Source organism: Ferroacidibacillus organovorans, assembly GCF_001516615.1.
GTDB classification, from domain to species: Bacteria; Bacillota; Bacilli; order Alicyclobacillales; family SLC66; genus Ferroacidibacillus; species Ferroacidibacillus ferrooxidans_B.
Map to the genome: position 1 here is coordinate 35356 of NZ_LPVJ01000054.1, position 20115 is coordinate 55470.

The 20115-nt window shown below is 53.7% G+C and carries 19 protein-coding genes; 2 read left to right on the forward strand and 17 right to left on the reverse strand.

The genetic code is table 11. The annotated features are described in order from the left end of the window. Positions 1–26: 26 nt before the first annotated feature. Both ATW55_RS11875 and ATW55_RS11885 read right to left on the reverse strand, forming a co-directional pair. Positions 27–3131, reverse strand: a complete 3105-nt coding sequence (locus tag ATW55_RS11875; protein WP_067717837.1) for an S-layer homology domain-containing protein — start codon at positions 3129–3131, stop codon at positions 27–29. 666 nt (positions 3132–3797) lie between these two features. Beyond that, positions 3798–4976 carry a glycosyltransferase gene (locus tag ATW55_RS11885; RefSeq protein WP_067717844.1) on the reverse strand — a complete coding sequence of 393 codons (1179 nt, stop codon included), beginning with the start codon at positions 4974–4976 and terminating at the stop codon, positions 3798–3800. A gap of 72 nt (positions 4977–5048) precedes the next feature. Between ATW55_RS11885 and ATW55_RS11890 the strand changes: the two genes are divergently transcribed. Further along, positions 5049–5687 (forward strand): IMPACT family protein, encoded by a 639-nt coding sequence (locus ATW55_RS11890; protein ID WP_067717847.1) that lies wholly within the window; start codon positions 5049–5051, stop codon positions 5685–5687. A gap of 217 nt (positions 5688–5904) precedes the next feature. Here the strand turns inward: ATW55_RS11890 and ATW55_RS11895 are convergent, their stop codons facing one another. Together ATW55_RS11895 and ATW55_RS11900 are read right to left on the reverse strand one after the other, a co-directional pair. Further along, the gene (locus ATW55_RS11895) at positions 5905–6783 is read right to left on the reverse strand and encodes a DUF3800 domain-containing protein (RefSeq protein WP_235587110.1); all 879 of its coding nucleotides are present in this window, start codon (positions 6781–6783) and stop codon (positions 5905–5907) included. Between the two features lie 23 nt (positions 6784–6806). Further along, positions 6807–7388 (reverse strand): hypothetical protein, encoded by a 582-nt coding sequence (locus ATW55_RS11900; protein ID WP_067717850.1) that lies wholly within the window; start codon positions 7386–7388, stop codon positions 6807–6809. A 229-nt stretch (positions 7389–7617) separates the two neighbouring features. On the opposite strand from ATW55_RS11900, the gene ATW55_RS11905 reads away from it, so the two are divergent. Beyond that, positions 7618–8184 carry a sigma-70 family RNA polymerase sigma factor gene (locus ATW55_RS11905; protein WP_160327239.1) on the forward strand — a complete coding sequence of 189 codons (567 nt, stop codon included), beginning with the start codon at positions 7618–7620 and terminating at the stop codon, positions 8182–8184. 208 nt (positions 8185–8392) lie between these two features. On the opposite strand, the gene ATW55_RS11910 is transcribed toward ATW55_RS11905, so the two are convergent. The 13 genes from ATW55_RS11910 to ATW55_RS11965 form a co-directional block, all read right to left on the reverse strand. After that, on the reverse strand, positions 8393–8788 hold the full coding sequence (locus ATW55_RS11910; RefSeq protein WP_153005148.1) for a hypothetical protein: 396 nt from the start codon (positions 8786–8788) through the stop codon (positions 8393–8395). Between the two features lie 17 nt (positions 8789–8805). Beyond that, positions 8806–9630 carry a transposase gene (locus ATW55_RS11915; protein ID WP_153005149.1) on the reverse strand — a complete coding sequence of 275 codons (825 nt, stop codon included), beginning with the start codon at positions 9628–9630 and terminating at the stop codon, positions 8806–8808. 215 nt (positions 9631–9845) lie between these two features. Next, positions 9846–10664 carry a flagellar hook-basal body protein gene (locus ATW55_RS11920; protein ID WP_067717864.1) on the reverse strand — a complete coding sequence of 273 codons (819 nt, stop codon included), beginning with the start codon at positions 10662–10664 and terminating at the stop codon, positions 9846–9848. A 64-nt stretch (positions 10665–10728) separates the two neighbouring features. Further along, positions 10729–11919, reverse strand: coding sequence for a flagellar basal body rod C-terminal domain-containing protein (locus ATW55_RS11925; protein ID WP_067717869.1), 1191 nt, complete (start codon positions 11917–11919; stop codon positions 10729–10731). Between the two features lie 151 nt (positions 11920–12070). Continuing rightward, positions 12071–13093 (reverse strand): rod shape-determining protein, encoded by a 1023-nt coding sequence (locus ATW55_RS11930; RefSeq protein WP_067717873.1) that lies wholly within the window; start codon positions 13091–13093, stop codon positions 12071–12073. Between the two features lie 84 nt (positions 13094–13177). Continuing rightward, complete coding sequence (spoIIID, locus tag ATW55_RS11935; protein WP_067717876.1) at positions 13178–13486, reverse strand: sporulation transcriptional regulator SpoIIID; 309 nt, start codon at positions 13484–13486, stop codon at positions 13178–13180. 284 nt (positions 13487–13770) lie between these two features. After that, positions 13771–14484, reverse strand: a complete 714-nt coding sequence (locus ATW55_RS11940) for a M23 family metallopeptidase (RefSeq protein ID WP_067717879.1) — start codon at positions 14482–14484, stop codon at positions 13771–13773. Positions 14485–14556: 72 nt separating this feature from the next. Beyond that, entirely contained in the window at positions 14557–14730 is a 174-nt protein-coding gene (locus ATW55_RS16360; RefSeq protein ID WP_160327240.1) for a hypothetical protein, read from the reverse strand. 142 nt (positions 14731–14872) lie between these two features. Then, on the reverse strand, positions 14873–16171 hold the full coding sequence (gene murA, locus ATW55_RS11945) for a UDP-N-acetylglucosamine 1-carboxyvinyltransferase (protein WP_067717882.1): 1299 nt from the start codon (positions 16169–16171) through the stop codon (positions 14873–14875). A 53-nt stretch (positions 16172–16224) separates the two neighbouring features. Next, on the reverse strand, positions 16225–17034 hold the full coding sequence (locus ATW55_RS11950; protein WP_067717885.1) for a YwmB family TATA-box binding protein: 810 nt from the start codon (positions 17032–17034) through the stop codon (positions 16225–16227). Positions 17035–17143: 109 nt separating this feature from the next. Continuing rightward, positions 17144–17377, reverse strand: coding sequence for a DUF1146 domain-containing protein (locus tag ATW55_RS11955; RefSeq protein WP_067717888.1), 234 nt, complete (start codon positions 17375–17377; stop codon positions 17144–17146). A gap of 70 nt (positions 17378–17447) precedes the next feature. Then, complete coding sequence (locus tag ATW55_RS11960; protein ID WP_067717891.1) at positions 17448–18614, reverse strand: acyl-CoA dehydrogenase family protein; 1167 nt, start codon at positions 18612–18614, stop codon at positions 17448–17450. 33 nt (positions 18615–18647) lie between these two features. Continuing rightward, a complete protein-coding gene (locus ATW55_RS11965) occupies positions 18648–20114 on the reverse strand; it encodes an NADH-quinone oxidoreductase subunit N (protein WP_067717894.1) in 1467 nt (488 codons plus the stop codon). Position 20115: the final 1 nt, after the last annotated feature.

The following is a 20115-nucleotide window of genomic DNA, read 5'->3' on the forward strand; positions in this document are numbered from 1 at the left end:
CGTACTTTTTAGAACTAAAGTAGATCTTAGTACGTCAAAGTTACAGACGGTACAGTGATCGAAGTGTTTCCATAAACCGATCCTGTAACATTTCCAGTTGTCGTTGCAGAATTCGCTACGTCAACCAATGTTGCAGTTGCAGATGTAGTACCTCCAGCGATTGTGACTGATGCAGTTTGTGAAGCTACACCGTTCACAATAAACTCAAGGCCTGCAGGCGCAACTACATTCACAACATAACCTCCAGATGGGGCTACAACAGGGTTACCACCTACATCAGTCAGAGTATACGTGACTGGGTAAGAATCGCCGATTGTCAAAGCTGTAGCCGAGGATACACCTGAAAGCACAACTTGCGAAGCAACATTTGAAGGTTCGATGTTGATACTTGCTGCACCACGCGCACCAGTACTGTTATCAACAATACTTACTGTTGTCAATCCAGCCATCTGAGCGGTCATACTATTCAGATATGCGCTGACTTCGGACAGAGTTCCTGTGATTGTGGTTACATCTGTCGTCGCATTATTCGAAACAGATACTCCGCTTGGCACAGTTGCTGTTAACATCAATCCAGAAGCATGATTGATCGTAACAGTTACATTGTCCGAAGCATTTGTGTTAACTGGGTTATTGTTTACATCAAACCCTGTGTTTAACAAAGCAGTGTTTGAACCTGCAAGTGATGCAAATTCGATCGTATTACCAGCTGTTGCATACACTGTATTGTTTGTGTACGTAACAGAAGGCGTTACATCTTTAAGCAAGAATTGATAAGATGCTGCTGGATAATCTTGTACAGAAAGAGTTGTGCTTGTTGTAGCAAACCCAGTTCCTGATGCTGTAATTGTCCAGGTCGCATTGTTGTAATCTTGCGCCGCAAACGGAATGGTGATTTGACCGCTTGCATTTGTTGTAACTGTTGCACTCATCGATGTTGGCATGTAAGGCTGACCGTCAAGCGCAGCAGAGCCAGGACCACCATTTGCATAAACCGTGAGCGTTACACCACTAGCAACCGGGTTCCCATATTGATCCGTCACAGCAACTGTCAAGTTAGTAGACAATGCATTTGGACGAAGAACATTTGTTGCGGCTGAGAGTGTAAGTTTTTCGGCCGTTGTCGTGTTAGCCAGTTCCGTAAGACTTACCGGATTCGAAGCAGCCAAGGCATTAGTTGTCTCACCATCAGAAACTGTTACAGTGTAAGTTCCTGCATCCGCAGTTGTACTTGTGTCGTAAACTGTAAAGTTTGCTGTTCCTGTAGGCAGAACATAAACCCCTGATGTGTTTGCAGTAACTGGAGATCCAACTGCTACACCAGCAGTAGTTACTGGTTGCACGTAAACATTTGTTACGACTGAACCAGCACTATTTTTTACGACAACATTTGGCACTACTGTTGAAGCTGGCGTAATAGAAGTAATTCCGTTAGCATCTTGCTGGCTAATGGTAAATTCAACTGGACTTGCGGTTACGCCTTGAACAAAGGTTCCAGACGAAGCAGTCAAAGACAACTTAGTCGGGTTACCAGCAATTGCAGCAGTGATATTTGCAGTACCAGTTTTCAGACCAGTACCGGAAACCGCTACAACATAAGTGCCGGTTTTACCCTGTACGCCATCAACAACAAAAGTTGCTGTACCACCATAATAAGATGTTACCGTTTCTGTAGTCAGACCATTGGAGAATACCCCGCCACCAGAAATGGAAGCATTAAGGCTGTACGTTCCGCCGATCATCGGATTACCTGTTTGATCTTCCACAGTCACCGTAACAAGATCTGTGCCAGTGTTGTCATTTACAGGCAACGTGCTTGTAGCAGCTGACACAACAATTGACGTAGGTGTTTGCTGTACTGCAGTCAATGTCAACGGCGCGTATGAAATTGTACCTGATTCGCTAGAACCATTAGCCGCTGTCAATCCCGAAAGAGAAACTGTTGATGTGTATCCCGGGATATTTTCAGACTGAACATAGAAGGTTGCTACGCCACTTGTGAATGTAAGCGTTGTTCCGCTGAGATCGGCAGCTTGCGAAGTAGGTGTAGTCAATGTCGTCGTTACAGCTGTACCAGTAACACTCAATGTTGCCTGGCCACTGAAGTTCGTTACAGGAACACCGTTACCATCAACGATTGTCGCTGTGACTTTATTCAAGGAAACGCCGTTAGCAACAACACTTGAACTTGCTGCAGACAATTTAACGCCAGCTGCTTGACCAAATACATTGACTGTGAATGGTGCAGACTGAACGCCGTCAACCGTCGCAACAACAGTGTACGTGCCTGGCGCTGTTGGAACAAACGTTCCTGAAACACTGCCGTTAGCAGGTTGGTTAATAAATCCTGTCGTAGCGCTACCTGATGCAAACGCATAGGTTACCGCTGCGCTGGAAGGAAGTGTTACTGTGCTGCTGCCAACCGTAACGTTAACCGAGAGTGATTCGCTGCTGTTCGGCGCCATTGTGGTGCCACCGCTGACGGTCACGGTCGCGCCTTGTGGAAGGAGCGTGCCGTTGTCGAAGCTGAGAATGTTCTCAAGGATGATCGCTGCGTCGCCGCGCGTTACCCACTTTTGCGTGGTGGTCGGCGTGTAAGGCGTGCCTTGGAACAAGCCGATGCTGTACGCATAGTTGAGCGGTGTTACGCCTTTCGGCAAGGTTACTTTGCCCGCAACTTCCATCGACTTCACGAAGAAGGAAGCGATATCGCCGTAGGAAGCTTGGTAGTTCTCGTTGAAGTTTCCGCCTGTGAAGATACCGACCCAGTACGGGTTGATCCAGTTGTTCTCGTACGCCGCACCAATGTAGTTAAAGTCCCAGTTGCCAGGCGCAATGTCTTTGTAGTATTGCGCGTTAGCGCCAGGTTTTACACCGGTGACGCCTTCAACGGCGAGCATGTAGTACGCGAGGAATTGGCCGCGCGAGATCGAATCGGTCGGGCGGAATGTTCCGTCGCTGTAGCCGTGCATGATGCCTTTGCTGGAAAGATCCATAATCGCCGAGTAGCCCGGGGTTGTTGCTGTGACGTCTGTGTAGGAGCTTGTTTGCGCCGCAAATGCGGAAGGGGCGAGCGTTGTACCGATCACGAGCGCTGCTGCCGCAATGCTTGTAAGACGACTGCGTTTCAATCTGGTTCCTCCTCTGTATTGACCATTAAGAATAAAAGCTGAAATGAAGGGAAAGGATAGTCCTGTGTGGGCAGAACCACCTGCGACCGAGTTGTCTCTATCTCCCTGTCACGCCGTTTCTGAGTTCCCGCTTCTCCGTGAGACTGAACGCCAGTACTTCTCCCCGTCCACGCGATCGTCCTTCCGGCCCAAGCGTTTCGCTCAGTCGTATCATCACAGGTAGACATCCCTCCTCTCAGTGCCCGAGCCCGCCGGACACACCAACATTTTTTTTTGCGTTCGCGGGTTAGACGAACAATATTGCAATATGGTTACATTGATTATACATCGGTTCGTTCACATTCTACAAATCTACCAGAAGACTCAATTGCGTCTTCGCATAACGGAGTATACCCGACAATGTTCTGCACGGTAAACCACCGAAACTTGGTATTGCGTACAAACGACAGGTTACACAGTGAATCTTAGGCAATTCGTCTTCCAACTTTACACACGAGCCGTTCGATGCGAATAAACGGGCACACGTTGCTCGTCTGTTTTAGTTTAGCAAACGATTGCCTTCTTGCCTATAAGTCTTCGAGCAAACTGTTTTGTTTTTGGGAAGATCTTACCACAATCAATTCGTTTTCCATAATTTTTACATAGTTTCTTAATCGATTTGCGGTTCTATTGTTCGTGCCGCGCGATTTCCTCATAGAGTTGTGCCAATTGGGCGCGCATTCGCTCCGTTGAGAGTTCCGTCATCGCGTAGGTCTGACCCTCCTTGGCCATGTGTTCACGCAATGCATCATCTTCGAGCAGGCTTTTGAGCGCGGCGAAAAAACCGTCCACATCTCCCGGCGCGACGCGAATGCCCTGCACACCAGACACTGGCGCCACCTGACACAGCCCCCCCACATCTGAGACGATCACAGGCAGCCCTGCGGCCATCGCCTCCGCCGCCGCAAGTCCGAAACCTTCCATACGCGATGCCAGCGCAAAAACGTCTGCGAGTTCGAGGTACGGACGAACCTGTTCGACCGCCCCGGCAAAATACACCCGCCCTGGTGCATGTGTCGCGCTGAGTTCTTCCAGCCGCTTTCGCTCCTCCCCGTCCCCGACGAGAAGAAGCGCGACCGATCGCCCGCGCACTTCGGCGAGCCCGCTGACTGCCCGGATCAGCGTCTCGTGATCCTTTACCGCGTGCAGGCGCGCGACACACACGACCACCCACGCGTCTTTTGGTATCCCGAGCCGCTCACGAAGGGATTCGACTTGCCCAGTCGTTTCATCCGCTTCTTTTTCCAGCGCGCCGACCGCGACACCTGGCGCAATTACGCGTATCCGCGCGGGATCATACCCGCGTTCGCGCAGAATCTCTGCGAGCGGCTCGGAGACTGCGACAATGCGCGCAGACATGCCTCGCGTCATCCGCTCCAATGCGCGAAACAAAGCTCCCTTGCCCCCTTGGTAATCAAGCACCAGATCACTGTGGATCGTCGTCACCACAGGCGTGCCTGTCCGCTCTCCGACTGCGCGTCCGAGCAGACTTGCTTTTACCCCGTGTGTATGAATGATGAGCCGCTCTCCGGCCTCGATTCGCTCTCGCAAACGCCAAAAGACACGGGTCAGGGAAGGCTCGACATCCACCACAAACCCGTCTTCGCGAAGCCTTGCCGCAAAGACCCTGTCGTAAAAGACGAGCGCTTCTGTCGCAACCCCGCTCTCTCGCGCGCCGATCATCATCTGCCGCACGTACACCTCCGCGCCGCCGTACTCGCCCGCGCCGATGATCTGTATCACGCGATGCGGCACAGACGCGCGCTTACCCTTAAAATTTTGCGCGCCGTCTTCCGTCTTGTACAATCAAATCCATCTCCCTCATTTGGCCGAACCACATCGCATCAACGTATCCAGTATGGAAAGGAGCTTGATCCTGTGACGGATGAACCTTCACGCCATGTATCCTATCGCACAGTCAAAGAGCCTGTCCACACGGAGTTCATCGAGAAAAAGTCGCGCTTTCTCTGCGACCTCACACCACTCACGACGGAAGCGGCGGCGGCCGAAACCCTGCGGACGGTTCGCAAGCGCGAGCCTGACGCCACCCACCACTGCAGTGCGCTGCGCCTGCAAAACGGCGTTGAGCGAAGCCACGACGACGGTGAACCCTCCGGCACCGCCGGACGACCCATGCTCCACGTGCTTACGGCGCACCACCTCGTCGACGTGTTTGCCGTTGTCACCCGCTATTTTGGCGGCACGCTGCTTGGCGCAGGCGGGCTTGTCCGCGCCTACTCAGAAGCTATTTCATCCGCGATCCGCGAAGCGACCGTGCTCACGTACGCACTCCACCATCAGTACGATGTGCATATCCCCTACGCGCTGTATGATCGCGTGCGCGCCGCGCTCGATGTGCATGACTGGCGGGTCGAGGCGACATTTGCAGAGGATATCACGCTCACCGTGGTTGCGCCCACCACCGACGTGCCAGAGCTCTTTGCGCTGCTCTCAGCCCACGCACAGCTTCACACACTGCCCGAGCCAAGCGCTCACCCCCTGCTCCCTCTGCTCTGACCTCTCATCATCATGAGCACCACCGCCGCGATCTGCTCCAAGGTCGGCGCAGCGTACTCATATCCGGCGACCACCGCCATTTTTCTAAAATCTCGTTCAGATAACTTGATCCTTTTCGTTGATAATTGTATATTTATATTAAGAGACCCTGCTTTCTCCGAACGGCTAAGTTCCACTTAGCTCATTGACGTAGGAGAAGTGGGGTTCAATGTTGTTTTTATTGATTCTTTTTAGCGTACTCAGGTCGAACTCTGTGTTCATTAGAGATAAACTCCCAGTGACGATAAGAATGTCTCCATCTGTCTTCCGGACTTCTTATGCCTGTTGAAATCCCAATGTTGAATCCTGGGTAGATCACTCGAATGCGTTTGTTTATGAATTTATATAATTGTTCTTTAGCGATCGTACGTTTTCCCCTGTAATAACTCCCAGCCGTCTTTTCTTTATGCATATCGTTAAGTTTAAAGTACATGGAGCCAAGCACAATATCCATACATTGCAAAATGATATGGTCATGTGATCTTACCTCAGCAATATCTTCGTCTCGTATCAGCAAATTTGCACTTAAAAAATCGGCGCTTCGCCCAAGACCAACGATGAATTTCTTAAAGTTTTGCTTTTGAGATGGATTTATCGGGAGTTCATCAAAATATAAACGGAGGCTGACTTGGTTCATCGAATCGGGGTTGGAATATTGAAGCCCAAACGCATGCTTAAAAAATTGATAATACAATTGAGTGAATGTATTATCGATTTGTTCTCGTGTTAAATTTGTTGGTTCACGATAATTGTGAGTGAACATGATCCTTATTTTGATAAGATCCCGCTCAATAAAATCGAAAAACCGATTCGTAAGCTGCAAATACTTGGGCAAGTATTGACTCGTTACTTTTTGCCACTTTACTTCGCCATACAAATTTAGGGATTGTTTTAAAGCAGAAAGTTCTTCCGTGATAGGCAAAAGATCTGTTGAACGAATCAAAGCCCCACCATAAAAATTACCGTAAAATTTCCCCTCTTTGGCCGATTCATCCATATAAATCACGTATTGCAGAATCTTCACCTTCCCATCGATAATGAACTGAAATTTTAACACGAACACTCACCCAACCCCTACATCTATCTGCTCTGACCTCTCATCATCATGAGCACCACCGCCGCGATCTGCTCCAAGGTCGGCGCAGCGTACTCATATCCGGCGACCACCTCCGCGATGCGCTCCATCATGCGATCCACCCCGGTTTGCTCCCGCACACGTTGCAGCGCCAGTTCACTTCTGCCCCAATCGACTTGCTCCCGCGCACTCTTTGGACGTTGCGTAGTCACAAGCGTGTGTCCACAACGCAGGATCACGCGCGCCGTTTCATTTCTCTCATCCACAGCATCAATCTGGTCCAGCGCCACGTAACCATAGACCGGATCGCCTGGCACGCGCGGAGTTATCAACTTGAAGCTGACAAAGCAAACACCGCGTACGACGAGCGGCACATGGTGATAGCCGCGCTCAGAGCGGCGTGCCTTTCGATAGAGGTTCGGGTCGATCCCATCCTCGCGAAGCAAAAGGCGCAAAAAGGTCATCGGCTTTCGCCGCTCTTCCCGCACACTGCCGTCGCGCAGGATCACGCGTGAAGTAAGTCCAGTTCCCGCGTCGTAGGTGGGGCAGATTGCTGAGACGTCACGCAGTTTGATTTGATTCGGCATTCATGAACCCTCATTTCAAAATGTGTGTATAATTACTGGATATTTATAAAAACTATATAATTATGAGTATTAATTTACAACGATGTATCGTATACAAGATTATAGTTTTGTATGATTCACTATGTTTTATATCGAATTTCATAAAATCGTCACCTGTACGTTCGCTCGATTTTTTCATACGCTTCGTGTGGGCGCCACAAAGACAGGACCGGTCCGGAAAGAGAAAACCATGAATTATGAGGAACTGAATGCCTATGTACTGCGAGCACAGCTGGGTGACCGCGACGCGGCGGAGATTCTATGTGAGGCGCTGACGCCGATGATTTTATCATCCATGCGCACGTATCGCGCGATCTCGCGTCCTGCAGATCGAGATGATCTTGTGCAAATTGGCTATGAAGCGCTGCTTGGCGCAATTCGCGATTTTGATGCGGCACGGGGTGTCTATTTTCTATACTTTTTGAAGGTGCGTCTCTATGCTGCGCTGCGCACAGAGACGAGGCGGCGTGCCCGCGCCTCGGAGCGTGATGTGTATGACTCGGCTGATGAGGATGGAATCACGTTTGACTGGCCGGATGTGCAAGCGCGCGCACCGTTTGATCAAGTGGAATTGCGTCAATCATTTGAAATCTTATCTCCGCGTGAGCGACAGGCGATGGAGTTTGTGCTCGCGACATCCGGCACGATGCGAGAGTTAGCGGAACAGTCCGGCGTGGGCGTAGAGACCGCCAAAACGTGGCTGAAACGAGCGCGCAAAAAGCTGCAGACTGAACTCGGCAAAGACCGTAGGAAATAGTTAAGTGGGTGTTCGTGCTACGCGGAGGTAGACTCGGCTGCGGTAGGTAATGAGCAGATGCGCGGGCTGGGAACTGCGGAAAACTGAGGACGGCGAGCAGGTAGGGTGCAGATGATTCTGGTATCGCAGCTTTGGGCTGACGAAAGAGCGGCGCCGATGTACCCTACGCCACCGCGCGCCGCAATCGCCATCATCATCGCGCATATTGCTAATTCAAACCGTTTTGCAATTCTCTCACCTGTTCTTGATCCAAACCCGTCATGGTAACCACGGTATCAACACTCATTCCATTGCGCAGCATGTTTCGCGCGATCGATAATTTCCCGAGCGTCTCTCCGCGCGCCTCTCCACGCGCCTCTCCACGCGCCTCTCCACGCGCCTCTGCTTCCATTTCAATTTCCTTTACGATATTCCGCATTCTCAAAACCTCCTTAAGAAGTTTCACATCAGATTCTCCCATCATTTTTCCACTTAACTCAAGGAGAATTGCCGCCATGAAATTCTGTTCATCTTGGTCTGGAATTGACATCGCTAACTCTACCGTTCTCTGCACAATCTGGTGATCTGAGTATCCCGGGTGGCTCATGTGCAGCGCAATCGCCATCATCATCACGCATATTGCTAATTCAAACCGTTTTGCAATTCTCTCACCTGTTCTTGATCCAATCCTGTCATGGCAACCACAGTATCAACACTCATTCCATTGCGCAGCATGTTTCGCGCGATCGATAATTTCCCGAGCGTCTCTCCACGCGCCTCTCCGCGCGCCTCTGCTTCCATTTCAATTTCCTTTACGATATTCCGCATTCTCAAAACCTCCTTAAGAAGTTTCACATCAGATTCTCCCATCATTTTTCCACTTAACTCAAGGAGAATTGCCGCCATGAAATTCTGTTCATCTTGGTCTGGAATTGACATCGCTAACTCTACCGTTCTCTGCACAATCTGGTGATCCGAGTATCCCGGGTGGCTCATGTGTGGTGCAAACGCTAAATCAAAACGGCTCTCTGGCTGCCAGTCGTCATTTTGCAACTGTCGCTCAACGCGTTCCAACACGCGGATCGCGTCACGGGATTTCAAATAGACATTTTCTACTTTGTACTGAATTCCACCCGCATCCATAGAATCCTGCGCGGCAATCACATCCTTCACATAGAACACGACTGTGCGGACACGTTTGCGGTACTGCGCCGATAGATGTGCATCGTACAGCAAAAAACGATAGAGATTCGTTTCCTTCGTCGTCTGAAACTCAAAATGAAGAAGCTCACCGCGATCCGTTTCAAACGCGAGATCCAAAAAGTTCTGCCGAATCTCGACATTGGCAAGTTCCGTGGGGTATGCGCGCACGATCGTTTCATCGTGAATCCCCATCCAATCAAGCGCTGCATCGCGAAACGCCCCAACCAAATACTTAAGCAAAATGTCTGATCCATTGCGCGGCATCAAGCACCGTCCTTTATCCATTATACGATCACGCGAATCACGTGAAAAGTCCGCCGCATCGCCATCCAGCCATTTGCCAAGCCAATCTGGCACACTCCACACAAAAAACTCGCCGTTCCAAAGCGTCACCCGAATCGATGAACCGTCTTCTGAAACCGCGAGCTTCTATCGTGTTGTCCTATCCCGAAATAATTGACCGCGCCACAAACCCGCTTCTACAGCGAATTGGCGAGCCCCATCATCTTGTCCGCAATATTGACCGCTTGTGACGCCATGCCAAAATCGTGCTGTGTCACAACCATTGAGGTCATTTGGTCGGTCAGATTCACATTGGACATCTCAAGCGCACCGCTTTGCACCTGCCCAATGGCAGACGCAGCCGCGGCGCCCGCTGTAATCGGCGTAGCCGTGTACCCCGGATTTAGTCCATACAGATCGCCGCCCAAACTGTGCAGTGCGCTGCCGGGATGCGCAACTGCGACAAGCCCGAGTTGTCCAAGCCGAACGACTGCCCCAGCCGCGTTTTTCGCAGTGACCACGCCTGACGGAGAAACGGAGAGCGTGTTCGTCTGAATCGCGCTTCCGTCAATGACCCGCCCATTCGACAAAAGCAGCGGATTTCCGCTTTGATTTGTAAGAATCATATGACCTGTCCGCCCATCGACGCTCCACTGCATCTGTCCCGCGCGCGTGTAGGCCACCTGTCCATTCGCCGTGCGCACCGCGAAAAATCCCCCACCGCCAATGGCAAAGTCCAGCGGATTTCCCGTCTGTACGATCGCCCCTTGCGTGAAGGAACGCGTCGGCGTCAGAGCGTATACACCCGTGCCAAGAGACAGCCCAGGTGGCGACTGGCGTCCAGGAACATTCGCGGCAACGGGCGACTGACCGTAGACCTGTGTGAGCGTATCGGCAAAATTCGTATCGACAGACTGATAGCCAACCGTATCGAGGTTTGCAATATTATTCGAGATCATATCCAAGCGATTCATCTGCGCTTGCAGTCCAGACGCCGCCGTGCTGAGCAGTCCCACGACACCCCATCCTTTCGCTCATGTCCGACACCTATCTCTTTGCAACTTGTTCGATCCCTATCCATTACAGATTGGGGACGCTTCCCACATCCTGCACCGTTTTTGAAAGCGTTTTGTCGATCATCTGAATCATTTTCTGATTCGCTTCATAACTGCGGTAAACGTTGATCATATCCACCATGTTTTGCGTCCCGCTGGCATTCGACGTTTCAAGCGTGCCCGATTTGACTGTTGCGTTTGAGCGATAGAGCGTCGACGCTGGCGTCAGCACATACTCATTTGCGCCAAGCGGCTGGATCGTCTGGACATCCACGTTGACCGGCGCAAACGTCCCCCCGGCAATCGGTTGTCCATTCGTGTTCACAACCGTGTACGAAGGGTGACCCGCCTGATCGAAGACCGGTCCGCCTGTCGGCGAAAAAATCGCTGTTCCCTGATACGCTGGATTCAATTTAATGCGCGAACCAAGCAGCACTTGCCCGTTGGCCCCCGTCCCGAGCAGTGCCTGCCCTGTCGAACTGACGAGAAATCCATTTCCGCCAACCGACAGCTGTCCATCCCGCGTGAGCGCAAGTCTTGTCTTCCCCTGCGCATCGACGTTCAACACGGGAAAAAAAGCGTGAACCCCGCCCGTTTGCGACGAGACGATCTGCACCGCCGCTTGCGCATTCGGTGTGTTGACCGTAAGTGGTTGCCCCGTCTTTGACACGACACGATAGGACTCGTTTCCTTGCGCGTCAACGACCGGACTGCCTGACGCGCCAAAAAGCGCCGCGCCGTGATACGCGGGATTGACAAGCACGCGCGCCCCCGCAATCGGAGCGCCATTTGCGTCCACAGGAAGGATCGGCTGCCCTGCGCCCGTCTCGATCACACCGCCGCGTCCCACGATAAATTGCGTCGTGCTCACAGGCGCCGGGCCTTTTGCAGTCTGCGCGTACACCGTGTCGCCTGTCGATGCAGGATCAATCAGCGCCAGATCAAGCGGACGGTTCGTCGTCTGCGGTATCCCTGGCGAGAAGTTTGAAACAGACTCCTGAAAGTAGGCTCCGTTTTGTAGCGTGCCAAGCGTCACCGCACCGGCGCCGTTTGAGCCAAGCGAATAGCGCTGTGCCAACTGCTCTGGAAACGACATCAATTGCCCCGACGACTGTTTGAACCCAGGCGTCGAGAGGTTTGCAATGTTGTTCATAATCACCTGCTGCAGTCGCTCATCCGCGAGCATGCCCGAAGCAGCCGAAGAAAGTCCATCCATCGCACCGATCCTCCTTTCCATCACGCCCCGACCGTGCATAGCAAAGGCATCACACGACAGGTTCATCCGTCGCCTAAAACCGCCGCCAGCCGTTTGCGCACACCTACGCGAACCTCGTTTGCGCGCAACAAGGCACGGCAAAAGCACTCCCTTAGCGGCGAACGCGCGCCGTCATCGCGACAGCTGGCTTGCCCCACTTGTCGATATTGTCAAGAAACGAACCCGTTCCCCGCGCCACACAGGTCATCGGATCATCTGCAACGTACACCGGCACCTGTAGCTCGTCCATCATGAGCTTGTCCATCCCGTGCACAAGTGCGCCGCCGCCTGTCAAAACAATTCCGCGATCAAAGATGTCTGCCGCGAGTTCCGGCGGCGTCTTTTCAAGCACGCTCTTGGCAGTCGCGACGATCGACTGCACCGATTCCTCAAGCGCTATGGCAATCTCTGACGTGCGGATCAACACCGTTTTGGGCAGTCCAGACACCATATCCCGCCCGCGCACATCGATCTCCTCATTCCGGCCCGTCGGGAACACAGATACCACTTGAATCTTTATATCTTCCGCAGTGCGCTCGCCAATCAAGAGATTGTGCTGGCGCTTTATATATCGAACAATCGCCTCGTCGAACTTGTCCCCTGCGATCCGAATAGAAGAGGCGGTGACGACGTCTCCGAGAGACAATACGGCAACATCCGTCGTACCTCCGCCAATATCAACGACCATGCTGCCACTCGGTTTCGTAATATCGATTCCGGCGCCAATCGCAGCGGCCTTTGGTTCTTCAATCAGATACACCTGTTTTGCGCCCGCAGCCTCTGTGGCCTGTCGGACAGCCTTCTGCTCCACCGATGTGATGTTTGCAGGGATACAAACCGCGACGCGGGGGCGGGAAAATAGCCCTTTCCCTATCGTTTTGGCAATAAAGTGTTTCAACATAATCTCGGTAATCTCAAAGTCCGCAATAACCCCTTCGCGCAGCGGACGGATCGCGACAATATTGCCCGGCGTGCGTCCGAGCATCCGGCGCGCTTCTTCGCCAACGGCCACAACGCGCTTTGTGTGACTCTCCATCGCCACCACAGAAGGTTCGTTGAGTACAATTCCTTTTCCTTTTACATGTACAAGTACGTTCGCAGTTCCCAAATCTACGCCGATATCCCGACCGAGCATGCTTTCAAATTTCCCTTCATCAACCAAACTAAGCGCAACCGCTTAGGCGAAGATGCAAACGTACATCACGCTTTAGTTTCTGTTCTACACCCGACTGCTAAATCCTCTTGCCAGCGAGAGTTTTTTCGTAATTTTCGTCGCCGGCTCATCCTTTCTGTATTTTTCTTTCGTCGCCTCACCTCCCCGCAGGTGGCGAATCGATTTGTGGTACTCAAGAATTTCCTTGACACGATTCGCTAGATCCGGATTGATTTCGGGCAGCCGCTCTGTCAGGTCTTTATGCACGGTGCTCTTGGATACGCCGAACTCACGGGCAATCGTGCGAACCGTGTTGCGCGTTTCGACGATGTACTCCCCGATCTTGATCGTGCGCTCCTTAATGTAATCGTGCACACCCTCGCCTCCCCACTGTCGCAAGTCTGCTACAGTATATGAGGGGGTGACTAGCGTATGCCTGATCTCCGTCCAACGTTCGCATTATCTCCGAATATCGCCTGTTTGCTCGTCCATTCTCGCTCTATCATCATATTTTGCTAGCATAGAAAAGACCGCCCATCCTCATTTTGGGAGCGGTCTTTTCTTTTCATTTGGTTGCTAGACAAATGGATCTAACTCTAGCATCCGCACATTTTTTTCACGGCCTTCGCCAAACCTGCGCAAGTTTCTATCTTACGAATTTACACTTGCGTTTTGGGAAGCACGGTGGCCGGGTTCACGTAAGCGCCGTCCTTTTGCACCTCAAAGAAGAGATGGTTGCCAAGCGACTGTTCTTCCACGTTTGACCCGCTGGTTCCAAGCACTTGTCCCTGCGCGACATGTTCCCCGACCTTTACCTTGACAGCGCCCAGCGACTGATAGATTGTGCTGTAGCCGTTCCCGTCGGAGACTGCCACCGTCTCACCCATCAGCGGGGAGTCATGCACATCGGTCACCGTGCCACCCGCTGCCGCAACGACTGGGAATGGCTTGCTGCTGTTTGCCACACCAAAGTCGTAGCCGGTCGACCCCGTGTACCCGTTATCGAAATAGACGAGTTCCTTTGCGAGTGTCGCATTGGTCACGCCGGATGCCGTTCGGTCATAGTAGCCGCGCTCAATGCTCATGCCGCTGAGTGTAGAAGGAACAGGCCAGCCCCACGTATTGCTTGAAACGGTCGTTGAAACAGGCGCCGTTGCACTTGGTTTGACCCCAGCATATTCTCGATGTGTTTGAACATACATAAGGCCAATGATCAAAGCGGCCACCGTCAGGTAGAGCGCCGGGTACATCACGCGCTTTGAGCGAAACCAGCCGCGCCGTGCGCTGCGCGTTCCTTCGTGTGAATCTTCCTGTGCAGGCGCTGGCGTATCCGTTGTCTCAGCGCCGATTTGACGATCGTCATCATGATTCATCTCAATCACCTCACTCCGCATTCTTGCCAGATTGAGGTAGTCTTAAACGAGGTTGGCACACAATTCTATTTTTTAGTAAAGGGGCATATCTTCCTCTTCTTCAGCAACCGCCTTGTCCGCCCCTGCAGCATTTGCCTCCGCATCTGCGGCATAGATTGCATCCGCCGCCTCAGGCAAATAGGTTAGTGTCGCACCGCGTTTCATCATTTCCCAATAGGCGCTCATCAAATTGAGTAACCTCTGCATGGTAACACCTCCATGCTCTAGGATTCCCCAAACAGAAAAAAACTGTCAGGATTTCCCCGACAGTTTCATCTTTTTTATTCCATATCCCGTTTTTCACGCCTGCGAACCGTAAAGTTTCTGCAGCGTTGCCGCATTTCTGGCATCAGTGCGAGGAAACCAGTTTCAGGCGTGCGTTCGCCTCGTCCGAGCGCTCAATGTGTGCGCCAAGCGAGCGAAGCTTTCCGACCAAATCGGCATATCCGCGATCGAGGTGCTCTAGGCCCGATACCTCTGTCTCCCCTTCGGCCGACAGCCCCGCGAGTACGAGCGCCGCCGCCGCCCTCAGATCCGACGCTTTAACCGCGGCCCCCGTCATTGGCTGCCCACCGTCGATCACCGCCGTTCGCCCCTCGATCCGCACCTCAGCACCCATGCGGCGCAATTCCGGAACATGCAAGAAACGATTCTCAAAGACAGTCTCCGTCGCAAGGCTGGTTCCTGGCAGCGTCGCCATAAACGCCATCATCTGCGCCTGAAGGTCTGTCGGAAAGCCCGGATGCGGAAGTGTTTTTACATCGATGGCGCGAAGCGGTTCCGTCGCGACGACGCGAATCCCGTGAATATCGTCTTCCACCGTAACTCCCGCCTCGCGCAGTTTCGCGCAGAGCGAGCTTAAGTGGTTGTAAATGGCGCCTTCGACAAACACGTCGCCGCGCGTGATCGCCGCCGCGATCATGTATGTGCCCGCCTCAATTCGGTCAGGAATCACGGTGTGGGTCGCCCCATGCATGAACGGGACGCCTTCTACGCGAATCACGTCCGTTCCCGCGCCGCGCACCTTTGCGCCCATCGCGTTCAAATAGTTCGCGACATCGACCACTTCCGGTTCTTTCGCCGCATTCTCAATAAGCGTCTGCCCTTGTGCGAGCGTCGCCGCCATCATTGTGTTGATCGTCGCACCTACGCTGATCAAATCAAGATATACACGCGCACCGCGCAGTTTGCCGTGCACATGACCTTCAACATATCCGTGTTCAATTGTTACAGTCGCACCTAACGCTTCAAATCCTTTTATATGTTGATCCACAGGCCGCTCGCCAATATTGCATCCGCCTGGGAGCGGGATGCGAAAATGTCCCGTTCGCGCAAGCAGCGGTCCCGCCACCCAAAACGACGCGCGCATTTTTCGGACCAACTCTTCCGGCGCAGTCGTTGTCTGCAAATTTTCGGCGCTAAGACGAATGAGCGCGTGCTGTGAAACATATTCCGCCTTGCCCCCGAGACTGCGCGTAACCTCGGCAAGGTTGTGAATGTCTGTGAGTGAAGGGACACCTTCGATGATCGATTCTCCCTGACTTGCGAGCAGTGACGCCGCAAGGATCGGCAACACGGCGTTTTTTGCACCGTCAACCTGAACAACCCCGGTCAGACGCTGCCCGCCCCGAACTTTAATCGTTGCCAACCCGACACCTCCGTTTCCCATTGTGCACAGACGGTTTGTCTGAACACGTTCGCTTAGTATTCTACCGTGATCATTGGGGAACCCACAAGTATTTCCGTGCGATGCGTGAATGAATTTGCGTGTGCCGCCACCTGAATGTTTTGAAGACCTTTCCCGACCGCGAGATTTGGAAGTGTCAGCGCGCTCTCCCCGGACATCACGGACGTGTAGGTATACGACGTCACGTGCGGACGGTTCACGTAAAGATGTTGCATCGCGGACGAAAGCAGGTTCATCCGGCTTTTCGCCGAGAGTTCGCGCGCCACACTGCCCATCAGCGTCGCGTTCACCTCTGGGTGCGCCGTCACTTCATGTGCGATCCGCACGACTCGCTCATACGATAAGAGGAAATCCGCCGACGTTTCATACGGCGCCGTGATGCGAATCACCGCAACGGTCTGCGCTGGCGCATTCGGATACGTAAGCGTCGCGCATAGCACCGAGGCGACACTGCCAGGCATGCCAGGAAGTGTTTCCGTCACCGCGACGACGTCCATGTTTGGCTGCTGACGCGCGTGAACACTCACTTTTGTCGCTACAGTGTGTGCCCCTGCCTGCGCTGAACTGGATCCAAAATTCTTTGCGATGCCAAGCGCCTCTTGACGAAGTGCGGCCTGCGTCCCGTCGACCTGCTTTAGCGTGAGCCACGCGTGCACCTCAAAGCGCTGTGGCGTCGCCTTCATGTGCGCAAACGTCGCGCTGAGCGTCTCTGGCACAAATGCCGCCGGCTGCGCATCCACGCGCGCCGCAACCGCCTGTCCCGCCTGATAGGTGAGCCCGCCACCGAGTAAGAGTAAAATCGCCACTGATGCCAGTTTTCGCATGTTTCCCATCTCCCATACACGAATCGTTACGATTCAGTATGGACGGGTAAAACATGGAATATACGAATCTCTCATTCATCTTCTACATTTTTAAAGGTCAGAGAACAATTCACCCACGCAACGCATTGGTAGCGCTGATATACTGCGCCACAAATCCAGAGAGCGCTGAACCGAGGATCATTGCAAGCACGATCCGAAGCATTCGCGCCGAGCGCGTGGTTCGGTCTTTGACGAAGATCTCCCAGCGCAATGCGCCAAGCGCCCCCCACGCGATCAGTGTGCCCATGAGCAGCATAAAGAGCGTAAGTGCGCCTTGCAATCCCTGGGAAGACGTTCCTGCCATTCCACACTCACCCTCATCGCATTCTTAATCAGGATACGGACGGCGCCGCAAATTTCTGTCCGTTTGCCCGTCAGGAGCTTTCAAGTGCCAGTCCCGCAAGCATGGACAGCGTCGAATCGTCCATCGGAGGGTTGTGCAGTCCCGCCCGCACATCGCGGTAACAGCGCGCAAGCGGCGTGCTGTGAAGGATGCTGTTGCCGCCAACGACGCGCATGGAGAGATCCACCATGCGCAGCGCCGCGTGTGTCGCGACATACTTGGCCGCCGCCAAGTCACCGCGCATCGCGAGTCGATCTGCAGGTTCGGCCCGATCGTAGCGCTCCGCCACCTGATACAAAAGCGTTCGCGCGCTCATCCGCTCAATCTCGATCTGACCGAGTTTTTCGCGGACGTGCGGCAACTGGCCGATCGGATGAGAAAGGCTGTTCGGCTGATACGTGCGCGCAAACTCAAGTGCATAGGCGCGCGCTTCGTTGCCAACGCCAAGATAGGTCGCCGGGATGTGCAAGAGCCAGCCACTGCCGTCTGCGCTGCGCTTCATTTTTTTTCCAGGCTCCGCCTCGTCCGTCAGATCCTCATCCGGCACAAACACATCCGTCAAGCGCAGTGTGTGACTGCCCGTTCCCGCCATGCTCATGCTGTCCCACGTCTCTTCGATCGCAACCCCCGGGCTGTCTTTGCGCACCAAAAACTCGCCGACTCGCGCGCGGTCTGGCATATACGCGCTCACTAAAATATGCGTGAGTACGGGACTGCCTGTCGCCCACGTCTTTCGTCCAGTGATCTTGAAGCCGCCCGCAACCTTCACCGCCGTCGTCGTCGGTCGGCCCCCGCGACTCGGGCTGCCTGTCTCCGGCTCCGTTCCGCAGGCGTTGATCATCGCGCGCGCGTGTACCGCATCCTTTGCAAACTGGGCATAGCGCGCAGGCGACCACGCGTTTGCCAGGCGCAGGCCAAGCGCAATCCCGACATGCCAGCCCATGACAAGCGCCGCAGACGCGTGGGCCTCTGCGATGCGCTCTTGGCACAGCAACATCTGATACAGGTTTGCGCCGCGTCCGCCAAGCTCTTTTGGGATCGTCAGCAAGTTGTACGACGCGTCAAGCAAAAGCGCGACCGCTTCCCCCGCGAAGTGGTGTTCATCTGCCTCTGCGCACCCGCGAACCTTTGCCGCGAGCTCCTCTGCATAGGAGACGAAGGAGTCGTCCTCTTGGTTTCTTATCATCGGATCACGCACTGCGACCCCTCCCTTCTCGTGGGTGTGAGCGACTCAGCCAAACCAGTGCAAATTCGAGAGCAAGTCCGTGACAGGCCCTGGGAAGATCCCGAGCCAAAGTGTCCCGATGGCGCAAAGCGCAACGACAATGTGCTGCATGGGCGAACTGCGTACAGGCGCACGGTCTCCCTCTGGGTCTTTTCCGTACATCGCGCGAAGGATGCCAAAGTAGTAATAAAATGCGATCGCGCTCGTCGCAAACAGCACGACGCCAAGCCAAATTTGGCCGGCGCCGATCGCGCCTAGAAAAATGGAAAATTTCCCAAAAAATCCGGCGGTAAGCGGGAGCCCTGAGAGCGAAAGTAAAAACAGCGTCATCATTCCGGCAAGCCACGGCGACCGTCTGGAGAGTCCCGTAAACGCATGCACATCTTCCGATCCGCCGGCGTCTGCGACAACGCCGAACACGGCAAACGCGCCGATCGTCATGAATGAATACGCGAACAGATAAAAGACTGTGCTCGAGAGGTTCTGCCACATCACGGACGCAAGCGTCGAGGAACTGAGCGATGAGAACGGAATGAGCAGATAGCCCGCCTGTCCGATGCTCGAATAAGCCAGCATCCGTTTGATATTGCGCTGCGAGAGCGCCCCGAGATTCCCTATGACCATTGTGATGACGGCGATCCAGCCGACAAGGCCAAACCACTCGCCAAGTTTTGCGCCAAAGAGCCAAACGATCACGCGGAACAAAAAGCCGAGCACCGCGCCTTTTGAGACGACGGCGAGATAGGCGGTAATCGGCGTTGGCGCGCCCTCGTAGACGTCCGCCGTCCAGAGGTGAAACGGCGCGGCTGAGATCTTGACAAAGATGCCGACGAGAATAAGCGCCATGGACAGATACACAAACCCTGGCTCGCTGCCATATGCCGTTTGCAGCGCCGTCGCAATGCGGCTAAGGCCTGTCGATCCCGCGATCCCGTAGAGAAACGAAAGCCCGTAGAGGATGATCGCTGAGGCAATCGAGCCGATGATCAGATATTTGAGTCCGGCCTCCGAGGATTTCACGTTCTTGCGGTGCAGCGCGACGAGCACGTAGGACGTGATGGAGAGCAGTTCAAGTCCCACGTAGAGTGTGACCAAGTCAAGCGCGCTGCAGATCACCATCGCGCCAACCGTCGCAAAGAGCACGAGATAGGCGTACTCAAACGCGAGTTTCAGACGCGCCTGGGAGGCGATGGCAAAAAGCAGGACGAGCAGTGCCGAAACGAGGATGAAGAGTGAAAAGATGGTGCCAAAATCGTCGACGGCGATGACGGCGATTGAGTAGGTCGCAAGCGCCGCGTGCAGTTTGCTCCAGGTGAGCGGCAGCGCGACGAGCACAGAGAAGACAGCGATCCACGGCGTACCCTGTTTTGCCCGCCCCGTCACCATAAACTCATAGACCATGGCGACAAAACCGCCGATGGCAAGCACAATCTCCGGCCCTAGCGCATTCCACACTTGAGTAAAGGTAAGCATC